The organism is Microbispora sp. NPDC049125, assembly GCF_040802045.1.
In the GTDB taxonomy this organism is placed as follows: domain Bacteria; phylum Actinomycetota; class Actinomycetes; order Streptosporangiales; family Streptosporangiaceae; genus Microbispora.
On sequence record NZ_JBEZDW010000068.1, the window covers coordinates 1 to 20,450 of the forward strand.

17 protein-coding genes are annotated in these 20,450 nt (G+C 71.6%); 7 read left to right on the forward strand and 10 right to left on the reverse strand.

Translation table 11 applies throughout. The features are described from left to right. Window positions 1-122 precede the first annotated feature (122 nt). Entirely contained in the window at window positions 123-587 is a 465-nt protein-coding gene (locus AB0B72_RS39095; RefSeq protein ID WP_367744758.1) for an Lrp/AsnC family transcriptional regulator, read from the reverse strand. 132 nt (window positions 588-719) lie between these two features. Between AB0B72_RS39095 and AB0B72_RS39100 the strand changes: the two genes are divergently transcribed. Beyond that, on the forward strand, window positions 720-1,601 hold the full coding sequence (locus AB0B72_RS39100) for a phenylalanine 4-monooxygenase (protein ID WP_367744759.1): 882 nt from the start codon (window positions 720-722) through the stop codon (window positions 1,599-1,601). 12 nt (window positions 1,602-1,613) lie between these two features. Here the strand turns inward: AB0B72_RS39100 and AB0B72_RS39105 are convergent, their stop codons facing one another. The 5 genes from AB0B72_RS39105 to AB0B72_RS39125 form a co-directional block, all read right to left on the reverse strand. Next, window positions 1,614-3,083, reverse strand: a complete 1,470-nt coding sequence (locus AB0B72_RS39105) for a phosphodiester glycosidase family protein (RefSeq protein WP_367744760.1) — start codon at window positions 3,081-3,083, stop codon at window positions 1,614-1,616. Between the two features lie 241 nt (window positions 3,084-3,324). Further along, window positions 3,325-3,528 carry a hypothetical protein gene (locus AB0B72_RS39110; protein WP_367744762.1) on the reverse strand — a complete coding sequence of 68 codons (204 nt, stop codon included), beginning with the start codon at window positions 3,526-3,528 and terminating at the stop codon, window positions 3,325-3,327. Between the two features lie 95 nt (window positions 3,529-3,623). Then, window positions 3,624-4,697 (reverse strand): P1 family peptidase, encoded by a 1,074-nt coding sequence (locus AB0B72_RS39115; protein WP_367744763.1) that lies wholly within the window; start codon window positions 4,695-4,697, stop codon window positions 3,624-3,626. A 20-nt stretch (window positions 4,698-4,717) separates the two neighbouring features. Further along, the gene (locus tag AB0B72_RS39120; protein ID WP_367744764.1) at window positions 4,718-6,340 is read right to left on the reverse strand and encodes a PucR family transcriptional regulator; all 1,623 of its coding nucleotides are present in this window, start codon (window positions 6,338-6,340) and stop codon (window positions 4,718-4,720) included. 64 nt (window positions 6,341-6,404) lie between these two features. After that, window positions 6,405-7,124, reverse strand: a complete 720-nt coding sequence (locus AB0B72_RS39125; RefSeq protein WP_367744765.1) for a TetR/AcrR family transcriptional regulator C-terminal domain-containing protein — start codon at window positions 7,122-7,124, stop codon at window positions 6,405-6,407. Between the two features lie 82 nt (window positions 7,125-7,206). On the opposite strand from AB0B72_RS39125, the gene AB0B72_RS39130 reads away from it, so the two are divergent. The 4 genes from AB0B72_RS39130 (at window position 7,207) to AB0B72_RS39145 (ending at window position 12,843) form a co-directional block, all read left to right on the forward strand. After that, on the forward strand, window positions 7,207-8,664 hold the full coding sequence (locus tag AB0B72_RS39130; protein WP_367744767.1) for an MFS transporter: 1,458 nt from the start codon (window positions 7,207-7,209) through the stop codon (window positions 8,662-8,664). Between the two features lie 88 nt (window positions 8,665-8,752). Further along, entirely contained in the window at window positions 8,753-10,048 is a 1,296-nt protein-coding gene (locus tag AB0B72_RS39135) for an aspartate aminotransferase family protein (RefSeq protein WP_367744768.1), read from the forward strand. Further along, window positions 10,035-11,528: a CoA-acylating methylmalonate-semialdehyde dehydrogenase gene (locus AB0B72_RS39140; protein WP_367744769.1), complete on the forward strand. Its 1,494-nt coding sequence runs from the start codon at window positions 10,035-10,037 to the stop codon at window positions 11,526-11,528. Before AB0B72_RS39135 ends, AB0B72_RS39140 begins: the two co-directional genes overlap by 14 nt. A gap of 61 nt (window positions 11,529-11,589) precedes the next feature. Beyond that, window positions 11,590-12,843, forward strand: a complete 1,254-nt coding sequence (locus AB0B72_RS39145) for an extracellular solute-binding protein (protein ID WP_367744771.1) — start codon at window positions 11,590-11,592, stop codon at window positions 12,841-12,843. Window positions 12,844-12,871: 28 nt separating this feature from the next. Here the strand turns inward: AB0B72_RS39145 and AB0B72_RS39150 are convergent, their stop codons facing one another. Then, the gene (locus tag AB0B72_RS39150) at window positions 12,872-13,453 is read right to left on the reverse strand and encodes a TetR/AcrR family transcriptional regulator (protein ID WP_367744773.1); all 582 of its coding nucleotides are present in this window, start codon (window positions 13,451-13,453) and stop codon (window positions 12,872-12,874) included. A gap of 139 nt (window positions 13,454-13,592) precedes the next feature. Here AB0B72_RS39150 and AB0B72_RS39155 point away from each other — a divergent pair, with 139 nt between their 5' ends. Next, the gene (locus tag AB0B72_RS39155; RefSeq protein WP_367744774.1) at window positions 13,593-13,949 is read left to right on the forward strand and encodes a nuclear transport factor 2 family protein; all 357 of its coding nucleotides are present in this window, start codon (window positions 13,593-13,595) and stop codon (window positions 13,947-13,949) included. Window positions 13,950-14,144: 195 nt separating this feature from the next. Here AB0B72_RS39155 and AB0B72_RS39160 read toward each other — a convergent pair whose 3' ends face one another. Together AB0B72_RS39160 and gabT are read right to left on the reverse strand one after the other, a co-directional pair. Further along, window positions 14,145-14,393, reverse strand: a complete 249-nt coding sequence (locus AB0B72_RS39160; protein WP_367744775.1) for a hypothetical protein — start codon at window positions 14,391-14,393, stop codon at window positions 14,145-14,147. A gap of 173 nt (window positions 14,394-14,566) precedes the next feature. Then, entirely contained in the window at window positions 14,567-15,913 is a 1,347-nt protein-coding gene (gene gabT / locus AB0B72_RS39165) for a 4-aminobutyrate--2-oxoglutarate transaminase (protein WP_367744776.1), read from the reverse strand. Between the two features lie 145 nt (window positions 15,914-16,058). Here gabT and AB0B72_RS39170 point away from each other — a divergent pair, with 145 nt between their 5' ends. Then, entirely contained in the window at window positions 16,059-17,729 is a 1,671-nt protein-coding gene (locus AB0B72_RS39170) for a PucR family transcriptional regulator ligand-binding domain-containing protein (RefSeq protein WP_367744778.1), read from the forward strand. A gap of 250 nt (window positions 17,730-17,979) precedes the next feature. Here AB0B72_RS39170 and AB0B72_RS39175 read toward each other — a convergent pair. After that, on the reverse strand, window positions 17,980-20,450 hold a 2,471-nt coding region (locus tag AB0B72_RS39175; protein ID WP_367744777.1), incomplete at its 5' end, for a DUF222 domain-containing protein.

The window sequence follows — 20,450 nt, forward strand, 5'->3', positions numbered from 1 at the left end:
CTGCACCGGGGACGGTGTGGGAGAGTAGGACACCGCCGGACAATCATTTGTTCCACCAGGAGAAGCCACCCCGAATGGGGTGGCTTTTTCTGTTTTTACCGATGCGCCTAACCGGGTGGCGGCTATGCGGTGACCGCCGCGCCCAGCAGCGGCTCGATGCGGAAAGGGATCTGGGTCGACAGGGCGATCGTCGTGTCGGTGCGCTGCACCGCCGGCGAGGCGAGGATCCTGGCGATGATCTCCTGGAGGTGCGGCGTGCTCCGCGCCACCACCCGGCACAGCAGGTCCGCCTGGCCGCTCGTGCCGTACACCTCGAGAATCTCGGGGATGCCTGCGAGCGTCTGCACCGCCTCGGTCAGCTTGCCCTGGGCGATCTGCAGCGACGCGAAGGCGAGGATGGGATAGCCGATCTCCTCCGCGGCCACCGTCGGCCCGAAGTCGCTGATGACTCCCCGCATCGTCAGCTTCTCCACCCGGGCCTGCACCGTCCCCCTGGCAACTCCGAGCAGCCGGGCCAGCTCCGTCAGCCCGATGCGGGGGTTGGCGCGCATGGTGACGAGCAGTCGGCTGTCGAGTGAGTCCAGCATGCGCCCGAGGGTACGCCCCGCCTGGTCGGATCGGCCAGCCAAATCACTGGAAAGAGTGTCAGATTGTGCGTTCTGCCCACCATGACTGGTCGCTCTTGCCAGCGAAACCGCTAGTTGCTGTCATATGGCTCTATGTTCGAGGAAGCGCAGTACTTCGCCCCAGTGGCGACGCGGGACGACGGTTCGGTCGTGGTCGAGCTGGCCACCACCCATCCTGGTTTCGCGGACGCCGTCTACCGCGAGCGGCGCAACGCCATCGCCGCGCTCGCCCTGGGCCACACTCCTGGTGATCCGATTCCCCACGCCGAGTACACCGATGAGGAGCACCACGTCTGGGCGCTCGTCACCAAGGAGCTGGCCGTCAAGCACGATCGGTACGCCGTCCGCGAGTTCCTTGACGGAGCCGCGAAGCTCGGCCTGCCCGGGGACCGCATCCCCCAGCTCGAAGAGGTCGGCGACCTGCTTGAGCCGCTGACGGGCTTCCGCTACCTGCCGGCGGCCGGGCTGGTGCCGTTGCGGGAGTTCTACGGCGTGCTCGCGAAAGGCCTGTTCCACTCCACGCAGTACATCAGGCACCACTCGGTGCCCTTCTACACTCCCGAGCCCGACATCGTCCACGAGGTCATCGGGCACGCCAACACCCTGGCCTCACCCCGCTTCGCGGAGCTCTACCGGGCCGCCGGCCGCGCGGCGCTGCGGGTCGAGAGCGACGAGGCGCTGGAGTTCGTCTCGAAGGTGTTCTGGTTCACCCTCGAGTTCGGGGTGATGCGGGAGGGCGGCGAGCTCAAGGCGTACGGCGCGGGCATCCTCAGCTCGTACGGGGAGATCGAGGAGTTCCGCGGGATGGACATCCGTCCCCTCGACCTCGCGGCGATGGGCACCACGCATTACGACATCACGAAATATCAGGAGGTGCTCTTCGAGGCGGCCTCGTTCGACCACCTCGAAGACCTCGTCGGCACGTTCTGGGACACCTGCGACGACGACGCCATCGCCCGGCTCACCACCCGCTGATCCCCCCAGGGCTCAGCGGGGGCCGACGACCAGCAGTGCGTCGCCGACGCCACGCTCCACCCCGTCGGACGGGTGGTTCACCACCTTCTTGCCGATCACCATCGCGCTGGAGCCGCCGCCGTCGAGGTTGACGGCGTCACGCGCGCCGAGCCAGCGCATCAGCTCCGCCGCCTCGAAGAACGAGGCGCCGACGGTGGACCCGGGAGCGCGGCCGTCCACGACGGCGATGATGAGCTTGCCGTTCTTGGTGACTCCGGCGAGCGTGCGCGGGTGCCTGCGCAGGATCATGTTGACGTTCGCCATGCCGTCCCGTGAGGCGGTGATCGAGGTCCGTCCGCCGCGGACGAGGCCGATGGCGCCGCCGATGATGCTGGTCTCCGAGGTGAGGGGGATGGCCTTGTGCGTCCTCAGGTCGGTGACCCTGGTCGTCACCTTCACCGTGGCGTCCTTCGGGGCGTGCTCCCACAGCCAGTCGGCCGCGGCCCCCACCCCGTGGAGGACCCGCGTTCCCTTGGCCACGCGAGCGCCCGGGTCGCGCACCGCGGTGACCTTGCCGGCCGCGTCGAGCACGGCCTCGACGCCGTCGTCCTTCGGCGTCTCCCGCCCGATCTCCTCGGTGTAGAGGACGAGCTCGTCGGGCTTGGGCACCCGGTTGAGGCCGGTCACCTGGACGGCGGCCCCGTCGCCGGCCTTCGCGACGACCGTGGACGACAGCTCGGTGACACGGGCCGTGCGGCCCTTGAGCACCAGGCCGACGCGGCCCGCCACCGCCTCGCTGAGCAGCTTGCCGCCCACCACCGAGATGCCGGTGGGGTCGCCGCGGAACGCCGGCAGGGTGTGGATGTCGAAGAAGCCGCCGTTGACGCCGACGAGCGCCTTGGCGGACGCGGCCATCGCCGAGACCTTCTCGCGCTTGGACACGCTGGTCCCGATCGAGGAGCGGAACGATCCGCGGAACGTGCGGGGATCGACGACGATGACCCGGACCTTCCACGGCCCGGTGGTCACGAAGCCGTCGTCCCCCTGGAAGTCGACCTTGGCGCTGACGCCCGCGTCCTTGAGCTGCTTCACGACCTTGGCGGCCTCGTCCTTCTTGCTCAGCGGCCAGGCGCCCACCCGCACCATGAAGTAGTCGGCGGCGGGGAAGTCGGCCACCGCGGGCCGGGTGAACTTCACGACCGTGGGCGTGAGGCCCGCCAGCTGCACGGCCTCCGCCTGCGTCTGCGCGGTCGCCTCCGACATGAAGTCCTTGCCGGCGACGACGACGCTCACCGTGTAGCCGTCCTTGGAGCGGCCGTGCGAGACGGTGAAGTAGCTGACTCCGGGGGCGAGGCTCTTCGACGCCGTCTTCGGGATCCCGGGCGTGCCCAGCGGAAAGCTCGTCGCCGGGAGCCCGGCGACGGGGTCGGCGAGCGCCGGGGCCGAAAGGGTGGTCATCGTCATGGCCAGGGTGACGACCCCGACGGTCAAGCGGCGTCTCATGCGGTTTTCTCCCCAATGGTGATCCTTAAGGGACCATCGTGGCGAGAATGGCGGGGGAGGAGGGGCGAAACGCGGCAAACAGCATGAGAATCCACCCAGAGTTCCAGTCGGCGATCCATCAGAACCGGATGATCGGCGCAAAGCAGCTCATATGTCCTTCGTGGCGTGCGCCAGGGCCTCAGGCGCCAGGGGCCTCAAGGCGGCGGGGCCTCAGGGGGCGGTGGGTCCGGGCGTGCTGGCGTCAGGGTGTGCGTGAGTCGATCTCCTTGGCCCGCCGGACGAACTCCTGCGCCGACGGCGCCTCGACATGGACGAGCAGCCCGTCGCCGCGCCGCGACATGCCCCAGTAGTGCGCGGTGGCCTGGCCCCACCAGATCGTCCACCGGGGGAAGCGGGCGGAAAGGGCCCGGACCACGATCGCCGGGCTGATTTGCGGTTCGCTCATCGTCTGCACGTTTCGAGGGAAGCACGATCCCCGCGTGTGCGCGAGTGTACGGAGAGTAGTCGGGTGGCAGTAGTTTTACACCTGGGACGACATTCCTACTTATCGGAAGTCAGCATGGAGGCGAGAAGTCGCCCATCGAGCCCTGGAACGGTCAAATCGTCTGCACCGGTCATCGTCTCGGCGGCCACGAGGGCGTTGACGATCGCCTCTTCCGTCGCCTCGATGACGGCGTAGAAGAGCGGGTCGAGGTACTCGTCGGCGAGGACGGTGACCGGGAACGTCCGCGGGCCGTTCGCGTCGAGCGAGTTGGCCGGCAGGTGGCGGTTGCCGGTGGAGAAGCACAGGAAGCCGTCTCCACTGGAGTTCTCGCCGGCGCCGCCGGTCCTGGCGACCCCCAGTGCGGCCCGCTGCGCCATCCTCCGGCACTGGTGGGGCAGGAGCGGGGCGTCCGTGGCGAGGATGCCGATGATCGAGCCGGCCCCCTCGTGCGGCAGGCCCGACGGGGGGAGGGCCCGGCCGACGTTGACGCCGTTGACGGTGAGCCGGTCGCGCCGGCCGTGGTTGGCCTGGACCAGCACCCCCACGGTGTAGCCGTCCGCGGTCCGCGAGGCCGTCCCGATGCCGCCCTTGAAACCGTGGCAGATCATGCCCGTGCCGCCGCCGACCGCGCCCTCGGCGACCGGGCCGCCCGACGCGGCGTCGAACGCCTCCCGGACGTGTGCGGCCCGCACGTGCTGGCCGTCGATGTCGTTGAGCATGCCGTCCCAGGTCTCACCCACCACGGTCAGCGACCAGGCGTGCCTGCCCTTGCCGAGCGAGCCCACCTCGATCTCCACGAGCGCGTCGCGGACCACGCCCACCGATGCGGTGTTGGTCAGCCCGACCGGCGAGCCGAGCAGCCCGAACTCCTGCAGGAACGCCATGCCGGTGATCTCGCCGTTGCCGTTCAGCCAGTGGATCCCGGCGTAGAGCGGCTCGTCGAACGCCGAGCCCTCGTGCGGCAGCACCACGGTGACGCCGGTGCGGATCGGGCCCTCGCCCACGACGCGGGGGCCGCTCCCGCTGATCAGCGTGGTGTGGCCGACGCGCACGCCGGGCACGTCGGTGATCGCGTTGTACGGCCCGGGTGTGCCGGTGCTGACGACAATGCCGAAGTCGCGGGCTCTCATCGATGCAGGACCTTCCAGGGTCAGACGGTGTCGCGGCGGAACGTCTCCAACGCCAGCAGCGCGACGTGCAGGGACATGCAGGACTCGACGTCGTCGAGGTCGGTCTCCAGGATCCGCTCCAGCCGGCGGAGCCGGTCGTAGAAGGCCGGCCGGGACAGGTGGGCCTTCTGGGCCGCCACCGCCTTGTTGCGCCCCGCGTCGAGGTAGATGCGCAGAATCCTGGTCAGGTCGCCGCGCCGCTGGGCGTCGTGGGCGAGCAGCGCCCCCAGTTCGCGTTCGGCGAACGTCTGCAGCCGGGCGTCGTCGCGCAGCAGGTGGAGCAGGCCGCGCAGCCGCAGGTCGGGCAGGCGGTAGAACGCCCGGCCGTCGGGCTGGCGGACCGCCACGTCCGCGACCTGCTCGGCCTCCAGGAAGCTCCGCCGTACGTCCTTGACGGACTCGACCACCGAGCCGGCCGCAAGCACGAAGGGAGTCGGGAACGTGGCCTTGAGGCGGTCGGCCAGCGTGCCCAGCGCCGTCTCCGCGACCGAGCGGGGCGGCAGCGGCAGCAGCACCCCGACCCGGTTCTGGTCCAGCGCGCCGACCAGTGCGGGCAGCCGGGCCTCCCGGCAGGCGGCCGCCGTGGCCTCGGCCAGCTCGCCGAGCCGCGCCTGCTCGCCGAGCGCGGTGCCGGTCGAGGTGCCGGTCGGGGCGGTGAGGCGGATGACGGCGCTGATCAGCCTGCGCCCGGTGAGGGGCACGCCGACGGCGCGGGCGCGCGCGGCGGCCTCGTCGGGGTCGGAGTAGGCGTGGGTGAGGATGCCCGTGATGATCGTGCCGTGAGCCTGCCGCTCCAGCGACTCCTGGTGCCGCTCCAGCAGCCGGCTGAGGGCGAGCGTGGTGGCCGCCCGCTCGGCGAGCACGATGTCGCGCGGGCTCGGCCGGCTGTCGCAGAGCAGGATCAGCCTTCCCCAGTCCTGCCCGCGCGCGCCCACCATCGTGACCAGCCAGCCCGCGGCGTCGTCGTAGGCCGTCCGCTCCCCGGGTGAGACGGAGCGGGACCGGGTCTCCCAGTTGGCGAGCAGCGTCCCGGTGTCGCCGCCCGCGGCGTCGCAGGCGAGCACCTGGTGGGCCAGGTTCTCCAGCACCACCGGGCAGCCGGCGAAGCGGGCCACCTGGGTCAGCACCTCGCCGGGTGAGGCGCCCTCGACCGACAGCTCGGTGAACACCTCGTGGAGCTGCTCGGAGGCCCGTAACTCCTGGAGCTGGATGTCGATGATGCGCGCGTGCACGGACTCGGTGATCTGCACGAAGGGCGTCTCACGGGCCAGCGTGACGAGCGGGAGCCCGTGCTCCTCGGCCGCCCTGATCACCGCGCGGGGCAACTCGCGGACGAACCTGCGCCCCAGCTCGACGATCAGGCCGGAGGCTCCGACGGCGGCGAGATCGGAGATGTACTCCGCCAGCTTGTCGGGCTCGCCGGGCAGGGCCACTCCGGTGGTCAGGACCAGCTCTCCGCCGCGCAGCAGGTGGGCGATGTCGTGGACCTCTCCCACGTGCACCCAGCGGACCCGGGTCTCCAGCCGGTCGCCGCCCGCCACCACCCGCGGGTTGCCCCGCCGGACGGGGTCCAGCGCGAGCACATCGGCGACGGTGGGCAGCATGGGAAGAGGCTACCTGATCAACATGTAAACCTGACCTGCCAGTAGCTGACACAGTGGCGGTCGTTCACGGGGAGGACGGCAGGCGGGCCTGGAGCCCGTCGAGGAGGGCCATCAGCCCGAAGTCGAAGGCGAGCCGCCGGGCGACGTGCGGGTCGAACTTCTCGCCGGTGTAGTTCTCGTACCGCTGCCGCAGGTGGGGTCGCTCGGACGCCAGCTTCACGACGACCGGCCCGATGTCGGCGTGCAGCTTGTCCATGTCCGTGCCGGAGGCGGCCATGGCGTTCAGCCAGGCGACCTCGGGGACGGTCGCTCCCAGGGTGAACGCGACGACGGCCGTGACGGCGTAGTCCACGTCGATGCCCTCGAAGCCGGCGCGGACGAACGCGCCCATGAGGCGGTCGGCGGCCGTCAGGGCGTTCGGGCCGAGGGCGGGGACGACCCCGATCAGGCCGGCGCTCCACGGGTGATCGAGGATCGCGTGGCGCAGGCCGTACGCGAAGACGCCGGCGGTCTCGCGCCAGGAGGCCTCCTCGGGGACGGCGACCTTGCCGTAGACCTCGTCCATGACGAGCTCGATGAGCTCGTCCTTGTGGGCCACATGCCAGTAGAGGCTGGTGGCGCCCGCTCCGAGCCGCGCGCCGAGCTTGCGCATGCTGAGCGCGTCGAGCCCGTCGGCGTCCAGGATCTCCAGGGCCGCCCGGACGATCTGGTCACGGCTGAGGCCCTGCTCGCGCGGCCCCCTGTGCTCGCGCGTCCAGACCGATGAGAACGGCTTCGGTGGCACGGGCCCAGGATATTCGCTCGCACTGCGTTCGAGGCTGTCGTACAGTGTGCGAGTCGAATCGCACACTGTACGAGGAGTTCACGTGTCCCATCCCCGACGCTGGTGGATCCTGGCCGTCCTGTGTCTCAGCCTGTTGACGCTGGTCGTGGACAACACCGTGCTCAACCTGGCGATCCCGTCGCTCATGCGCGATCTCGGCGCGACTCCGCAGGACGTCCAGTGGGTCATCGACGCGTACGTCCTGGTCTTCGCCGGCCTCCTGCTGACGGCCGGCAGCCTGTCGGACCGGTACGGCAGGCGCCGCGTCCTCATGATCGGCCTGGTGCTGTTCGGCGGCGCCTCGCTCGCGGCCACGCTCGCGGCCGAGCCGTGGCAGCTCATCGCCGCCCGCGCGCTGATGGGCGCCGGCGGCGCGTGCGTCATGCCGTCGACCCTTTCCATCCTGATCACCGTGTTCGACGAGACGGAGCGGCGCAAGGCGTTCGCCGCGTGGAGCTCGGTGGCCATGGTGGGCGTGATCGCCGGGCCGACGCTGGGCGGCTTCCTGCTCCAGCACTACTACTGGGGCTCGGTCTTCCTGCTCAACGTCCCCATCGCCGTCCTGGCGATCGTGGCGGCCCTCGTCCTGATGCCCGAGACGTACGGCTCGCCCCGCGGGGTCGACCCGGTCGGCGTCGTGCTGTCCATCGCGGGCATGGGCGGGCTCGTGTGGGCCGTCATCTCGGCCCCGGCGGGTGACCTGAACCCGCTGCTCATCGTGGGAGCGGTGGTCGCGCTGCTCGGCTTCGTGCTGTGGGAGCGCCGGACGCCGCACCCGCTGCTGCCCCTCGGGCTGTTCCGTGACCGGTCGTTCAGCGGCGCCAGCTTCTCCATCGTGCTGCTGTCGTTCGGCGCGGGCGCGCTCATGCTGGCGCTCACGCAGTATCTCCAGTTCGTCCTCGGCTACGAGCCGCTCAAGGCCGGCCTGGCGCTCCTGCCGTACGTCGTCGCGGCGATGGTCTTCAACGGCCTCGGCGCCACACTGGGCAAGAAGATCAGCAACCGGACGCTCATCGTCGCCGGGCTGCTCATCATGGGGGTGGGCTTCGGCGTCCTGTCCACGCTGACCTACGGGTACGGCACGCTGATCACCAGCCTGATGATCATGGGTGTCGGCGGCGGCCTCGCCGGTCCGGCGGCGTACGCGACCCTGATGGGCGCGGTCCCGCCCGACCACGCCGGGGTGGGGTCGGCGCTGAACGACACCGTGCAGCAGGTCGGCATGGCGCTCAGCGTGGCGGTCCTCGGCAGCGTCCTCGCCGGGATGTACACGGCCTCGATGCCTGAGTCGGCGCCGGAGGCGGCCCGTGAGTCGATCAGTGGCGCGCTGGCCCTCGGGGACCCGGCCGTCGCCCGGGCCGGGCGCGATGCGTTCGTGTCCGCGATGTCCGTCGGCTCACTGGTCGGGCTCGGCTGCTCCATCGCCGCGGCCGTGGTCGCCTTCCTGGTCCTGCGGCGCACCGCGCCCCAGCCGGCCGCCGAGCCCCAGCCGGTGGCCTGACCGTCACGGCATGATGTAAGGCGAATCTGAAGTATCCCGACATGCTGACGGGTGGGGCAGTCCGCCCGTCAGCGGCGATACTCGAAGTATGCCCGACCTTCTCGCACGTCATCGCGCGGTCATGCCGAACTGGATGGCCCTGTACTACAACGAGCCCATCGAGATCGTGGGGGGCAAGGGCAACCGCGTCACCGACGCGAACGGCAAGACCTACCTCGACTTCTTCGCGGGGATCCTCACCAACATGATCGGGTACGACGTGCCCGAGGTGCGGGAGGCCGTCGAACGGCAGCTGGCCACCGGGGTGGTGCACACCTCCACGCTCTACCTGCTGCGCGGCCAGGTCGAGCTCGCCGAGAAGATCGCGCGGCTGTCGGGCATCCCGGACGCCAAGGTGTTCTTCACCAACTCCGGCACAGAGGCCAACGAGACGGCTTTGCTGCTGGCCACCTACGTCCGCGGCTCCGACCAGGTGCTCGCGATGCGGCAGAGCTACCACGGCCGGTCGTTCGGCGCGATCAGCGTCACCTCCAACCGCTCGTGGAAGAACAACTCGCTGTCGCCGCTGAACGTGCACTTCCTGCACGGCGCCGACCGGCATCTCGCGCAGTTCCGCGGGATGTCCGACGCCGACTACATCGCCGCCTGCACCGACGACCTGCGCCACGTGCTGGCGACCGCGGTCTCCAAGGACGTCGCCGCGCTGATCGCCGAGCCCATCCAGGGCGTCGGCGGCTTCACGATGGCCCCCGACGGGCTGTTCGCCGCGTACAAGGAGGTCCTCGATGAGGAGGGCATCCTGTTCGTGTCGGACGAGGTGCAGACCGGCTGGGGCCGTACCGGCTCGGCCTTCTGGGGCATCCAGAACCACGGCGTCACCCCCGACATGATCACCTTCGCCAAGGGTGTCGGGAACGGCTTCGCGATCGGCGGCGTGGTCGCGCGCGGCGACCTGATGGACGCGCCGCAGGCGATCGGCCTGTCCACCTTCGGCGGCAACCCGATCGCCACCGCCGCCGCCAACGCGACGCTCGACTACGTGCTCGACCACGACCTGCAGGCCAACGCCGCGCGGACCGGGGAGATCATCCTCACCGGCCTGCGCGAGGCGGCCGGGCGCCTGCCCGTCGTCGGCGACGTCCGGGGCAGGGGCCTGATGTTCGCCGTCGAGCTGGCCGACCCCGCCACCGGGCAGCCCGCGCCCGCCCTGGCCGCCCGGTTCATGGAGGAGACCAAGAAGCTCGGCCTGCTCGCGGGCAAGGGCGGGCTGCACGGCGCCACGCTGCGCATGGCCCCGCCGCTCACGCTCACCGAGGACGAGGCCCGCGAGGGCCTCGGCATCCTCGTCACGGCTCTGGAGACCGTCAACGATGAAGCGCGTTAGTCACTGGATCGACGGAGCCCCCGCCGGCCCCGGCAGCCGTACGGCGGACCTGTTCGACCCCGCCACCGGGCAGGTGAGCGGCGCGGTCACGCTCGCGTCGCCGGAGGACGCTGACGCGGCGGTGGACGCCGCGGCGCGGGCCTACCCCGCGTGGCGCGACACGTCCCTGGTGAAGCGGGCGCAGATCCTGTTCCGTTTCCGGGAGCTGGTGGACGCCCACCGCGACGACCTGGCGGCGCTCATCACGGCCGAGCACGGCAAGGTGCACGGCGACGCCCTCGGCGAGGTCGCCCGCGGGCTGGAGGTCGTCGAGTTCGCCTGCGGCATCCCCCACCTGCTCAAGGGCGGCTTCTCGGAGAACGTCTCCACCCGGGTCGACTCCTACTCGATCCGCCAGCCGCTCGGGGTCGTCGCGGGGATCACGCCGTTCAACTTCCCGGCGATGGTGCCGATGTGGATGTTCCCCGTGGCCATCGCCTGCGGGAACACGTTCGTGCTCAAGCCGTCCGAGAAGGACCCGTCGGCCTCGCTGCTCATGGCCGAGCTGTGGAAGCGGGCCGGGCTGCCGGACGGCGTGTTCAACGTCCTGCAGGGCGACAAGGTCGCGGTCGACCGGCTGCTTGAGCATCCGGAGGTGAGGGCGGTGTCGTTCGTCGGCTCGACCCCCATCGCCAGGTACGTCTACGAGACGGGGACGGCCCACGGCAAGCGGGTCCAGGCGCTCGGCGGCGCGAAGAACCACATGCTCGTGCTTCCCGACGCCGACCTCGACCTGGTCGCCGACTCGGCGGTGTCCGCCGGATTCGGCTCGGCCGGCGAGCGGTGCATGGCGATCTCGGTCGTGCTCGCCGTCGACCCGATCGGGGACGAGCTGGTCGAGAAGATCGTGTCCCGGGTGGGCGCGCTGACGATCGGGCCCGGCGACGACCCGGCGTCGGAGATGGGCCCGCTCGTCACCGCCGCCCACCGTGACAAGGTGGCGTCCTACCTGGACCTCGGCGTCGAGGAGGGGGCCAAGCTCGTCGTCGACGGGCGCGAGACGCCGGTGCGCGGCGGGAGGGGGAACGGCTTCTGGCTCGGCCCGACGGTCCTCGACCACGTGCCGCCCGGCTCGCGCGTCCACTGTGAGGAGATCTTCGGGCCGGTGCTGTCGATCGTGCGGGTGGCGTCGTACGAGGAGGGCCTGGAGCTCATCAACACCGGTGAGTACGGGAACGGCACGGCGATCTTCACCAACGACGGCGGCGCCGCCCGGCGCTTCCAGAACGAGGTGGAGGTCGGCATGATCGGCATCAACGTGCCGATCCCCGTGCCGATGGCGTTCTACAGCTTCGGCGGCTGGAAGTCCTCGCTCTTCGGGGACACCCATGTCCACGGCACCGAGGGGGTGCACTTCTACACGCGGGGCAAGGTCGTCACCTCCCGGTGGCTGGACCCCTCGCACGGCGGCGTCAACCTGGGCTTCCCGACGAACGGCTGACACGTTCCGGCCCGGCGGGGCCAGTAGGCTCGTGGCGTTCGTCTCGTGAGGGGGTCGCCGCGTGGGGGTCAGCCGCAGACACCTGGCCGTAGCCGCAGCCGGGCTGCTGGCCGCGGCGTGCGCCGGGCCGGGGCAGACCGGTGGCGGTGGCACGGGTGGCGGCACGGCGGGCGCCGCCTTCACACCCTCCGGCTCCGCCTCAGCCTCTGCTCTCGCCTCCAGCGGCGTGCCGGTGACACCGGCGTCACCGGCGTCCTCCGCGCCGACGGCGGCCACGCCGGGCACCGGGAGCCCCGCTCCCTCGCCCATCGCGTCGGCGGGCCGCGGCGAGGGTGCGGTCAGCGTGATGGCGCTGAACGGCTACGCCGAGTGGGGCGGGGTCGACCCGAAGGTCAAGTGGGTCGGCACCTTCGAGCAGGACACCGGTTGCAAGGTCAGCCTCAGGTACTACGACCCCGCGCAGCCGGAGAAGCCGGGTGACTTCGACCCCTCGTCGTTCGACGTCGTCTCCGCGACGCCTGTGGTCGGCGGGCGGCTGATCGACGAGCGCAAGGTCGCCCCGCTCAACACGGAGCTGCTCGGCGACTACGACCAGATCCCGGCGCGGCTGCGCGACCTGCCGTCGGTGACGCGGGACGACCAGGTGTACGGCGTGCCGTACCTGTGGGGCACGAACGAGGTGCTCTACGACTCCGGCAAGGTCCGGCCGGGCGGGCCGGAGGCGATCTTCACGGACAAGGGCCCCGTGATGTTCCGGGACAGCCCCCTGACCCTCGCGGACGCCGCGCTCGTCCTCAAGGGCCGGGGCGCGGACATCAAGGACCCGTTCGATCTCACGCCGGCCCAGCTCGCCGCCGCCGCGGCCCTGTTCGAGCCGGGCACGCCGGGACGGCGGCTGTACTGGAGCAACCCGATCGAGGTCGTGCAGGGCTTCGCCGCCCGGACCGTGCGGCTCGCGCAGGGCACGCCCTACCACCTGGACGTGCTGAAGCGGGGGCACAGGCCGGTGAAGGCGGTGGGGGACCGGCCCGTCACCGGATGGGCCGACTCCTGGATGGTCTCCTCCTCAGCCGCCCATCCCAGCTGCGCCTACCAATGGCTCGACTACACCAGCACGGCGGACGTGCAGCGCAAGGCGTCGGCGTGGATGGGCTTCGCCCCCGCCAACCCCGGCGCCTGCACCGGCCGTGCCCGGCGGATCTGCGCCGACTACCACGTGGGCGAGGCCCGCGCGTTCAAGGGAGTCGTCTTCGCCACCCGCCCGCCCGGCTACGACCAGTGGATCGACCGCTGGTCCCGGATCGCCCCCCGCTGACCCGGTGTGGAGGCGGGGAGCGTGGAGGTCAGCGCGGCGGGCAGTGCAGGCGCACCAGGGCCTCAGCCGTGGTGAGCGCCTGCCGGACCGGTCCGTCGGGGCCCAGGGCCGCGCCGTTGGCGTAGAGGCCGCCGATGACGAGCATGAGAGCGTCCGAGAGCCCCTGGGGGTCGGTCGCGCCCGCCGCGCCGGCGAGGGTGAGGAGACGCTCCCGCAGCCGCTCCAGGTGCGTCACGGCCTCCCGTCGCCCCGGATGCCCGGGGTCGCGGAACTCGGTCGAGGTGTTGTAGAACGGGCAGCCCCGGAAGCCGGGGGAGCGCGCGCCGTCGTAGACGAGCTCGATCACGGCGAGGATCTGGCGGGCCGGGTCCTCGGCGTGGCGCGCGACCGCCGCGTCGGCCACCTCCCACCAGGCGGCGTCGCTGTCGCGCAGCCAGGCCGCGACCAGGTCGTCCTTCCCGTCGAACTCGCGATAGAGCTGGCTCTTCCCGAGCCCCGTCTCGTCGATGACCTGCTGGATGCCGACGGCTCGCACCCCGTGCTCCCCGAACAGCCGGGCGGCGACGTCCAGGATGCGCTTCCTCGTGCCGGAGGCCGGCTTTCGCGCCACATCAGTCCCCTTTCGTCGTCCAGTGCGCCGAATTCCGATCGAGTCTGACCTTGCCCGTTGACAGCTATCCAGGCATGCAGTCAATATGGACCGACCGGTCCCGGACCGATCGGTCTCATACTAGAGGAAGGATGGCGCGATGTCCGACGAGGTGACGCTCGCCGTGATAGGCCGGTTCAACGAGGCGTTCCTCCGTCATGACCCCGCTCTCCTGGAAGGACTCCTCGCGGAGGACTGCGTGCTGGAGAACTCCGGCCCGCCGCCGGACGGATCGCTGCACGTCGGCCGGGACGCCTGCCTCGCGTTCTGGTCGCAGTTCGTGGGCGCGCGAGAGGCGTCGTTCGAGCCCGAGGAGGTATGGGTGGCGGGAGACCGCGCGGTCATCCGGTGGCGGCTGCGATGGGGGCCGGGCGAGGTGGATTCCGTGCGCGGCGTGAACCTGATCACCGTCCGGGACGGCCTGATCGTCAAAGGCTTCGGTTACGTCAAGGGATGACGCCCGGCCCTGCCCGCTCGGCCCTGCCCGCTCGGCCCTGCCCGCTCGGCCCCGCCCGGCCCTGCCCGCCCGGCCCTGCCCGCCCGGCCCTGCCCGCCCTGGCCGTCTCGCCTCCGCGGCCGGCCCCGCTCGGCCTCCCGGGCCCAGCCTCCCGAGCTCGGTCCGGCATCTCCGGCTGGATCGGGGTCGGCTGGGTCAGGACATGGCGGCGCGGGAATGGCGGGGAAGCGGGACCTGGCCCTCGGGTGCGGGCAGCAGGGCCTCGGCGCAGTCGTCGCAGGCGTGCACGGCGCCGTTGTCCGGCAGCAACCCCACCTTGACGCGGGGGCGCGGCCATTTCTTGTGGCAGACGACGCAGGCGTCGCCGTCCCGCTGCGTGGTCGTCAGACCGGCCGGGTCGAACGTCAGCATGAGGCGTTCGGCTCCGTCATGGTTCCAGCCCATCAACGTCCCCCCTCGATCGCCTATCGGAACCGTTATAACGCGGTTACCCCGCGTGATCGGCGCGGGTCGGGCCAAGGGGCGGTCAATTCGCGGCATAACGCGAGCCGACAGCAACAAAAAGGACACCCGGGTTCAAGCCGGGTGTCCTTTTTGTTAGTACTTAAACGGGCATATCAACCTTGTAGGGCGCGCTCCAGAATCGACAGCCCCTCGTCGAGCAGATGGTCCGGGATGACCAGAGGCGGGAGGAAGCGCAGCACGTTGCCGTACGTCCCGGCGGTCAGGACCAGCAGGCCCTCGGCGTGGCACCGCCGGGCGATCTCCGCCGCCGGATACGGGTCCTTGGTGCCGGGGACCACCAGCTCGATGGCGATCATCGCGCCGCGCCCCCGGACGTCGCCGACGATCGGGTTCCGCTCCTTGAGCGCGTGCAGCCGGGGGAGCATGACCTCGCCGATGTGCCGGGCCCGATCCACCAGCTTGTCCTGCTCGATGGTCTCGATGACGCCGAGCGCGGCCTCGCAGGCCAGCGGGTTGCCGCCGTAGGTGCCGCCGAGGCCGCCGACGTGTACGGCGTCGAGCAGCTCGGCGCGGCCGGTCACTGCGGCGAGCGGCAGGCCGCCGGCGATGCCCTTGGCCGTGCAGATGATGTCGGGGACGACGCCCTCGTCCTCGCAGGCGAACAGGTCGCCGGTCCGCGCGAAGCCCGTCTGGACCTCGTCGGCGATGAAGACGATGCCGTTGGCCCGGCAGTACTCGGCGATCTTGGGCAGGAATCCGCGGGCGGGCTCGATGAAGCCGCCCTCGCCCGCGATCGGCTCGATCAGCACGGCCGCGACGTTCTCCGCCCCGATCTGCTTGCCGATCAGGTCGATCGCCTCGGCCGCCGCCTCCTCCGCGCAGTTGTCCGGACCGCCGGGCCAGCGGAACGGGTAGGCGAGCGGCACTCGGTAGACCTCGGGGGCGAACGGCCCGAAGCCCTGCTTGTACGGCATGTTCTTGGCCGTCAGCGTCATCGTCAGCAGGGTCCTGCCGTGGTAGCCGTGGTCGAAGACGACGACGGCCTGCCTGCCGGTGGCGTGCCGCGCCACCTTCACCGCGTTCTCGACGGCCTCGGCGCCGCTGTTCACCAGGAACGTGCGCTTGTCGTGGTCGCCCGGTGTGAGCTCGTTCAGCTTCTCGCAGACCGCCACGTACGACTCGTACGGCGCCACCATGAAGCAGGTGTGGGTGAAGTCGGCGACCTGCTTGCGCACCCGCTCGACCACGCGGGGAGCGGCGTTGCCGACGTTCGTCACGGCGATGCCGGAGCCGAAGTCGATGAGCGAGTTGCCGTCCACGTCGACGACGACCCCGCCGCCCGCCTGGGTCACGAACACGGGGAGGGTGACGCCGATGCCCGGCGGCACGGCGGCCTGCTTGCGCACGAACAGCTCACGGGAGCGGGGGCCGGGGATCTCGGTGACCAGGCGGCGCTCCTGGGGAAGCCCGGGGCCGCCGTGCGTGGTGGCAGTGCTCATGCTCCCGACGGTACGGCCGCCGCCCTCAGCTGCCGATATGTCTGCATGGCAGAATGAAGGTGGGCTTTTGGCCAAGTCGGATAAATCGGTTGTGTATGGATTCGGGGGAAACGCGGTGGCGCCCACGCTGCGGCGGGTGACGGCGATGGCACGCCTTCACCTCGGCGTGCTCGCCGGCCGCGAGGCGCTGGACCGGCCGGTCCGCTGGGTGGCGGTGAGCGAGCTGGAGGACCCCACGCCGTTCCTGGAGGGCGGAGAGCTGGTGCTGACCACCGGCATGCGGCTCACTCCTCGCGGGGCGCCGTCGTACGTCTCGCGGCTCGTCAAGCGGGGCGCCGCCGGGCTGGGGTTCGGGGTCGGGCTCGGTCACGACGAGGTCCCGTCCGCGCTGGTGGAGGCGGCGTCCGCCGCCGGGCTCCCGCTGCTGGAGGTGCCGAGGGACACCCCGTTCATCGCGATCGGCAAGGCGGTCAGTGAGCTTCTCGCCGCCGAGCAGTACGAGGAGATCAGCCACGCCTTCGCCGCCCAGGGCCGCCTCACCCGCGCCGCCCTCCAGCGGGAGGGCCCGGGCGCCGTGATCGACCGGCTCGCCCGCGAGATCGGCGGCTGGGCCGTCCTGCTCGACGACGCGGGCGCCGTACGGCACGCGGCCGGCGTACCCGGCTCGCCGAGGCACCAGGGGCCGGCAGCCGGCGAGGACGCCTCACAGGCCGCGTTGCCCACCCGTCCGGACACCCCGGACAGCCACCCCGAGAGCCGCTCCGCCCGCCGCCCCGAGAGCCGCACGGAGGGCCGCCCGGAGAGCCGTCCCGAGGGCCGCTCGGAGACCCGCTCGGAGGGCCGCCCGGAGACCCGCCCGGAGGGGCGTTTGGAGGGGCGGCGAGCGGAGGGCCGTACGGAGGGCCGCCTGGGCGGCCGTACGGACTCGGGAGACGAGGGCTGGGCCGAGGACGTGGCGCGCATGCTGGCGCCCGAACTGGCCCGGTTGAGGGGCGCTCCCGGTGTCTCCAGCCTCGCGCTGGCCACCCCGGGCGAGCATGTGGTCGTCCAGCCCCTGGGACGCCGGGGTTTCTTCGCCGCCGGGACGCGGCGCTCGTTCTCACCGATCGGGCACACGGTGGTCAACGCGGCCGGGTCCCTGCTCACGCTCGCGCTCGAACAGGGCCGCGAACAGCGGGCGGCCGCGGCGCAGGTCCGCGCCGCGGTGCTCAGACTGCTGCTCGCCGGAGAGAGGGAGGCGGCGGCCGCGACGATGTCGGCGCTGGGCGGCCCCCCGCCCCCGGAGCCCCTGACCGTGCTGGCGTGCCAGACGTCGGACGCCGAGGCGCTCGCCGAGGCGCTGCCCTGCTTCAGCGCGCCGTGGGAGGGCGCGCTCGTGGTGCTCGCCCCGCAGGACGAGGCGGAAGCCATGGTGGAGCGGGCAGCCCGGCACGGCCGCGTCGGCGTCGGCACTCCGGGAGCGTTTCTCGCGAACGGCCTGGACCAGGCGCGGCGGGCACTCGCCTCCGCCGCCCCGGTGGCGCGGTTCTCCGAGCTGGCGGGGCAGGGGCTGCTGTCGCTGCTCGACCCCGCCGCCGCCACTTCGTTCGCGGCCGCGCTGCTGGCACCGCTGCGCGAGTACGGCTCCCGCGCCGACCTGGTCGAGTCGCTGCGCGCCTACCTGGCCAGCAACGGCCACTGGGACGCGGCGGCCCAGCGGCTCGGCGTGCACCGCCACACGCTGCGCTACCGCATGAAGCGGGTGAGCGAACTGCTCGGCCGCGACCTGGACGACCCGGCCGCCCGGGCGGAGCTGTGGATCGCACTGTCTCTCTGACTCACCCTGGGGTCTGTGCGGAGTCGAAATCGTGATGATGCGAATTCGCCTGCGGGGTCGATCGTCATGGGTTCGCGCCTGGGCCGGGGATGACCGACCGCGTTCAGCGTCGGCTGGGACGACGAGCAGGCCAGCGGGCACCGGATGGTCGGCTGGGCCGGCTGCTTGCACCGTGTCCGGAAGGCGAGCGCCTCGGCGTGGGCGGCTCGATGACTTGTCAAGGGATGCCTTCGGTGTCGGCGGCGCTGGGTTAGTGGTGGGGTGTGGGTATGTGGTGGTGGCGTTTGGGGTGGTGGAGGAGGGTCCAGGTGCCGTCGGGGTTGCGGTGGGTGGTGTAGCGGTGGGGGTGGTGGTATTTGTCGCGGTTGTGGTGGGTGCAGGCGGGGGCGAGCAGGTCGAGGTCGGTGGTGCCGTCGTCGATCCAGCCGTGGACGTGGTCGACTTCGGTCATGTCGGCGGGGATGGGGCAGCCTTGGCAGTAGCAGGTGGTGTAGCGGGCGAGCAGGGCGCGTCGTTGGGCGGGGGTGGCCAGGCGGGTGGTGCGGCCCATGTCGAGGACTTGTCCTTGGGCGTTGATGACCAGGCGGGTCAGACGTGAGGTGCGGGCCAGGCGGTGGATGTCGCTGATCGGCAGCAGATGCCCGGTGGCGATCAGCAACCCAGGCGCAAGCCGATCGGGGGCATGCCCACACGTACGACACGCATCCGCAGACGCTTCGGTACCCGCAGACCCGCCGGTGTCCTCGCGCACACCCGCGCCCGTGTCTGTGCGCGTGCCGGTGCGCGTGCCGGCGCCCACGCCGGTGCCGGTGCCCGCGCGTGTGCCTGTGTCCGGTTGCGGGTGATCGTGCCCGGGCGGGGATGTCCCGCCGGGTGGTGCCTGCTGGCGGGAGTGCTCCTCGGGTGGCCGGGGATGATCGGGTTGGTGGGTTTCGGTGTGCTGCTGGAGGGCCGGGGTGGGGATCGGCTCGGCGGGTTGGCCGGCAGTCTGACCAGACTCGGCGGGCTTTGCGGGCTGACCACGCTCGGCGGGGCCGGTGGCCGGGTCGGCGGTGGGACCGTTGGCTGGATCGGTGGCCGGGTCGGTGGCCGGGTCGGTGGTGGGTCCGGTGGTGACAGTGGTCGGCTCGTCCGGGGTGTGGGCGTTGTAGGCCGTCTCCTGCCGGGGACCGCCCTCATCCTGCCGGGGGCGGCTGCCGTCGTCCTGCCGGGGGTCGGTGCCCTGCCCGGGGCTGACGTCCTGCGGCCGGGGGTCGTCCTCATCCTGCTGCCGGGGGTCGTCGTCCTGTCGGAGGCCGTCGTCCTGCCAGAGGCCGTCGTCCTGCCAAGTGCCGTCCTCGTCCTGTTGGGGGGCGGCGTCCTGTTGGGGGTCGGTGTCGCTGCTGTTGTCCGTGTCGGGTGCGGCAGGTACGTCGTCGGGCATCGATTCGGCGCGGACCAGGACGAGGAGTTCGGTGGAGACCTTCTTGGTGAGCAGGGCGGCGAAGGCGTCGGCTTGGCGCACCCGCAGGGGCCGGTCGTCGTCTTTGTCTTTGGGGCGGGCGTAGGTGGTCATGAACTCCACCAGCGCGGCGGCAGCCTCGCGCGGCAGGTGGAACTCTCCCTCGACTCCACCGGTGGGGGACTGGCGCAGCTGCAGGAAGCGGGCGGCGTAGTCGTCGTCGCATTCCTTGTCCAGCGTGCCCGGGTTCAGCAGCTCTCGCAGGTATCGGCCGGCCTTGGCCACCTCGGCCGATGAGGCGGTGTCGGCCAGCTTCGCCAAGATCGGCTCGGCCTGCGCGGCATGCTCGTCGCTCAACTTTGCGGTGACCGCCGTGATCGCCTCAACCGACCCCTCCGACAACAAGCCGGCGGCGAACCGCTCCCGCACCAGGGGCAGACGCCCCAACTCCACCGCGATCCGCTTCATCCGGGCTGCACCCGCCCTGGTCATCCCCGGGCCGATCCTCCCGGCCCGGGTTCCGCCAGGGCCCGCCGCGTAGGGACCGCCCTCCTGAGGGCCGACCTCAGGGGAGTCGGCCGCTGGAGAGCCGACTGTGTCACTCGGGTCGGTCGCCCCCAGGTCGGTCGCCCCAGGATCGGTGGTTCCCGGGGTGGTGGCCCCTGGGGTGGTGGTGTCCGCCGGGGGTGACGTGGTTTGCCACCGCAGCCAGGTGCTGGTGGAGGCATGGCCATGCGCCTTGACCTCACCGGTGACATGCACCCGCTCCACCCGGGCGGCCAACGCGCAGGTCACCAGATCCCGCGCCCGCACCAACATCTCCGCCTCATCCAGGCACAACGCAGCACTGTCCGGCACAGCGGCGACCGCCAACCGAGCGGCGATCGCCAGCAACTGGCCCGCCAACGCACCCGACGCATCGGCGGCAGCACCGCCGACCGCGTCGTACTGCTTGTCGCAGCTCGTGTCACTGCCACCGGATGCCTCGCCACTGGGCACGCCACTCGGCGCTCCACCGGAGACGCCATCGGGCGCCTCACCACAGGGGATGCCGCCGGGCGTCTTGCTACCGGGGACCTCCTCACCCCAGGCGGCACCATCGTCGCCACCGACGCCGCCGGCATGGCGCTGCGGCAGGACCACACGCGGATCAAGCAGAGTGCCCTTGAGCACCTCCGGAACAGGGGCATCCGCGGCGCGAGCGTCGCCGGCGAACGGAAAAGGCGGCACGTCCCAGGAGCGTCCCCCGGACGACGACCCATCGAAGCCGAAACCCGCCG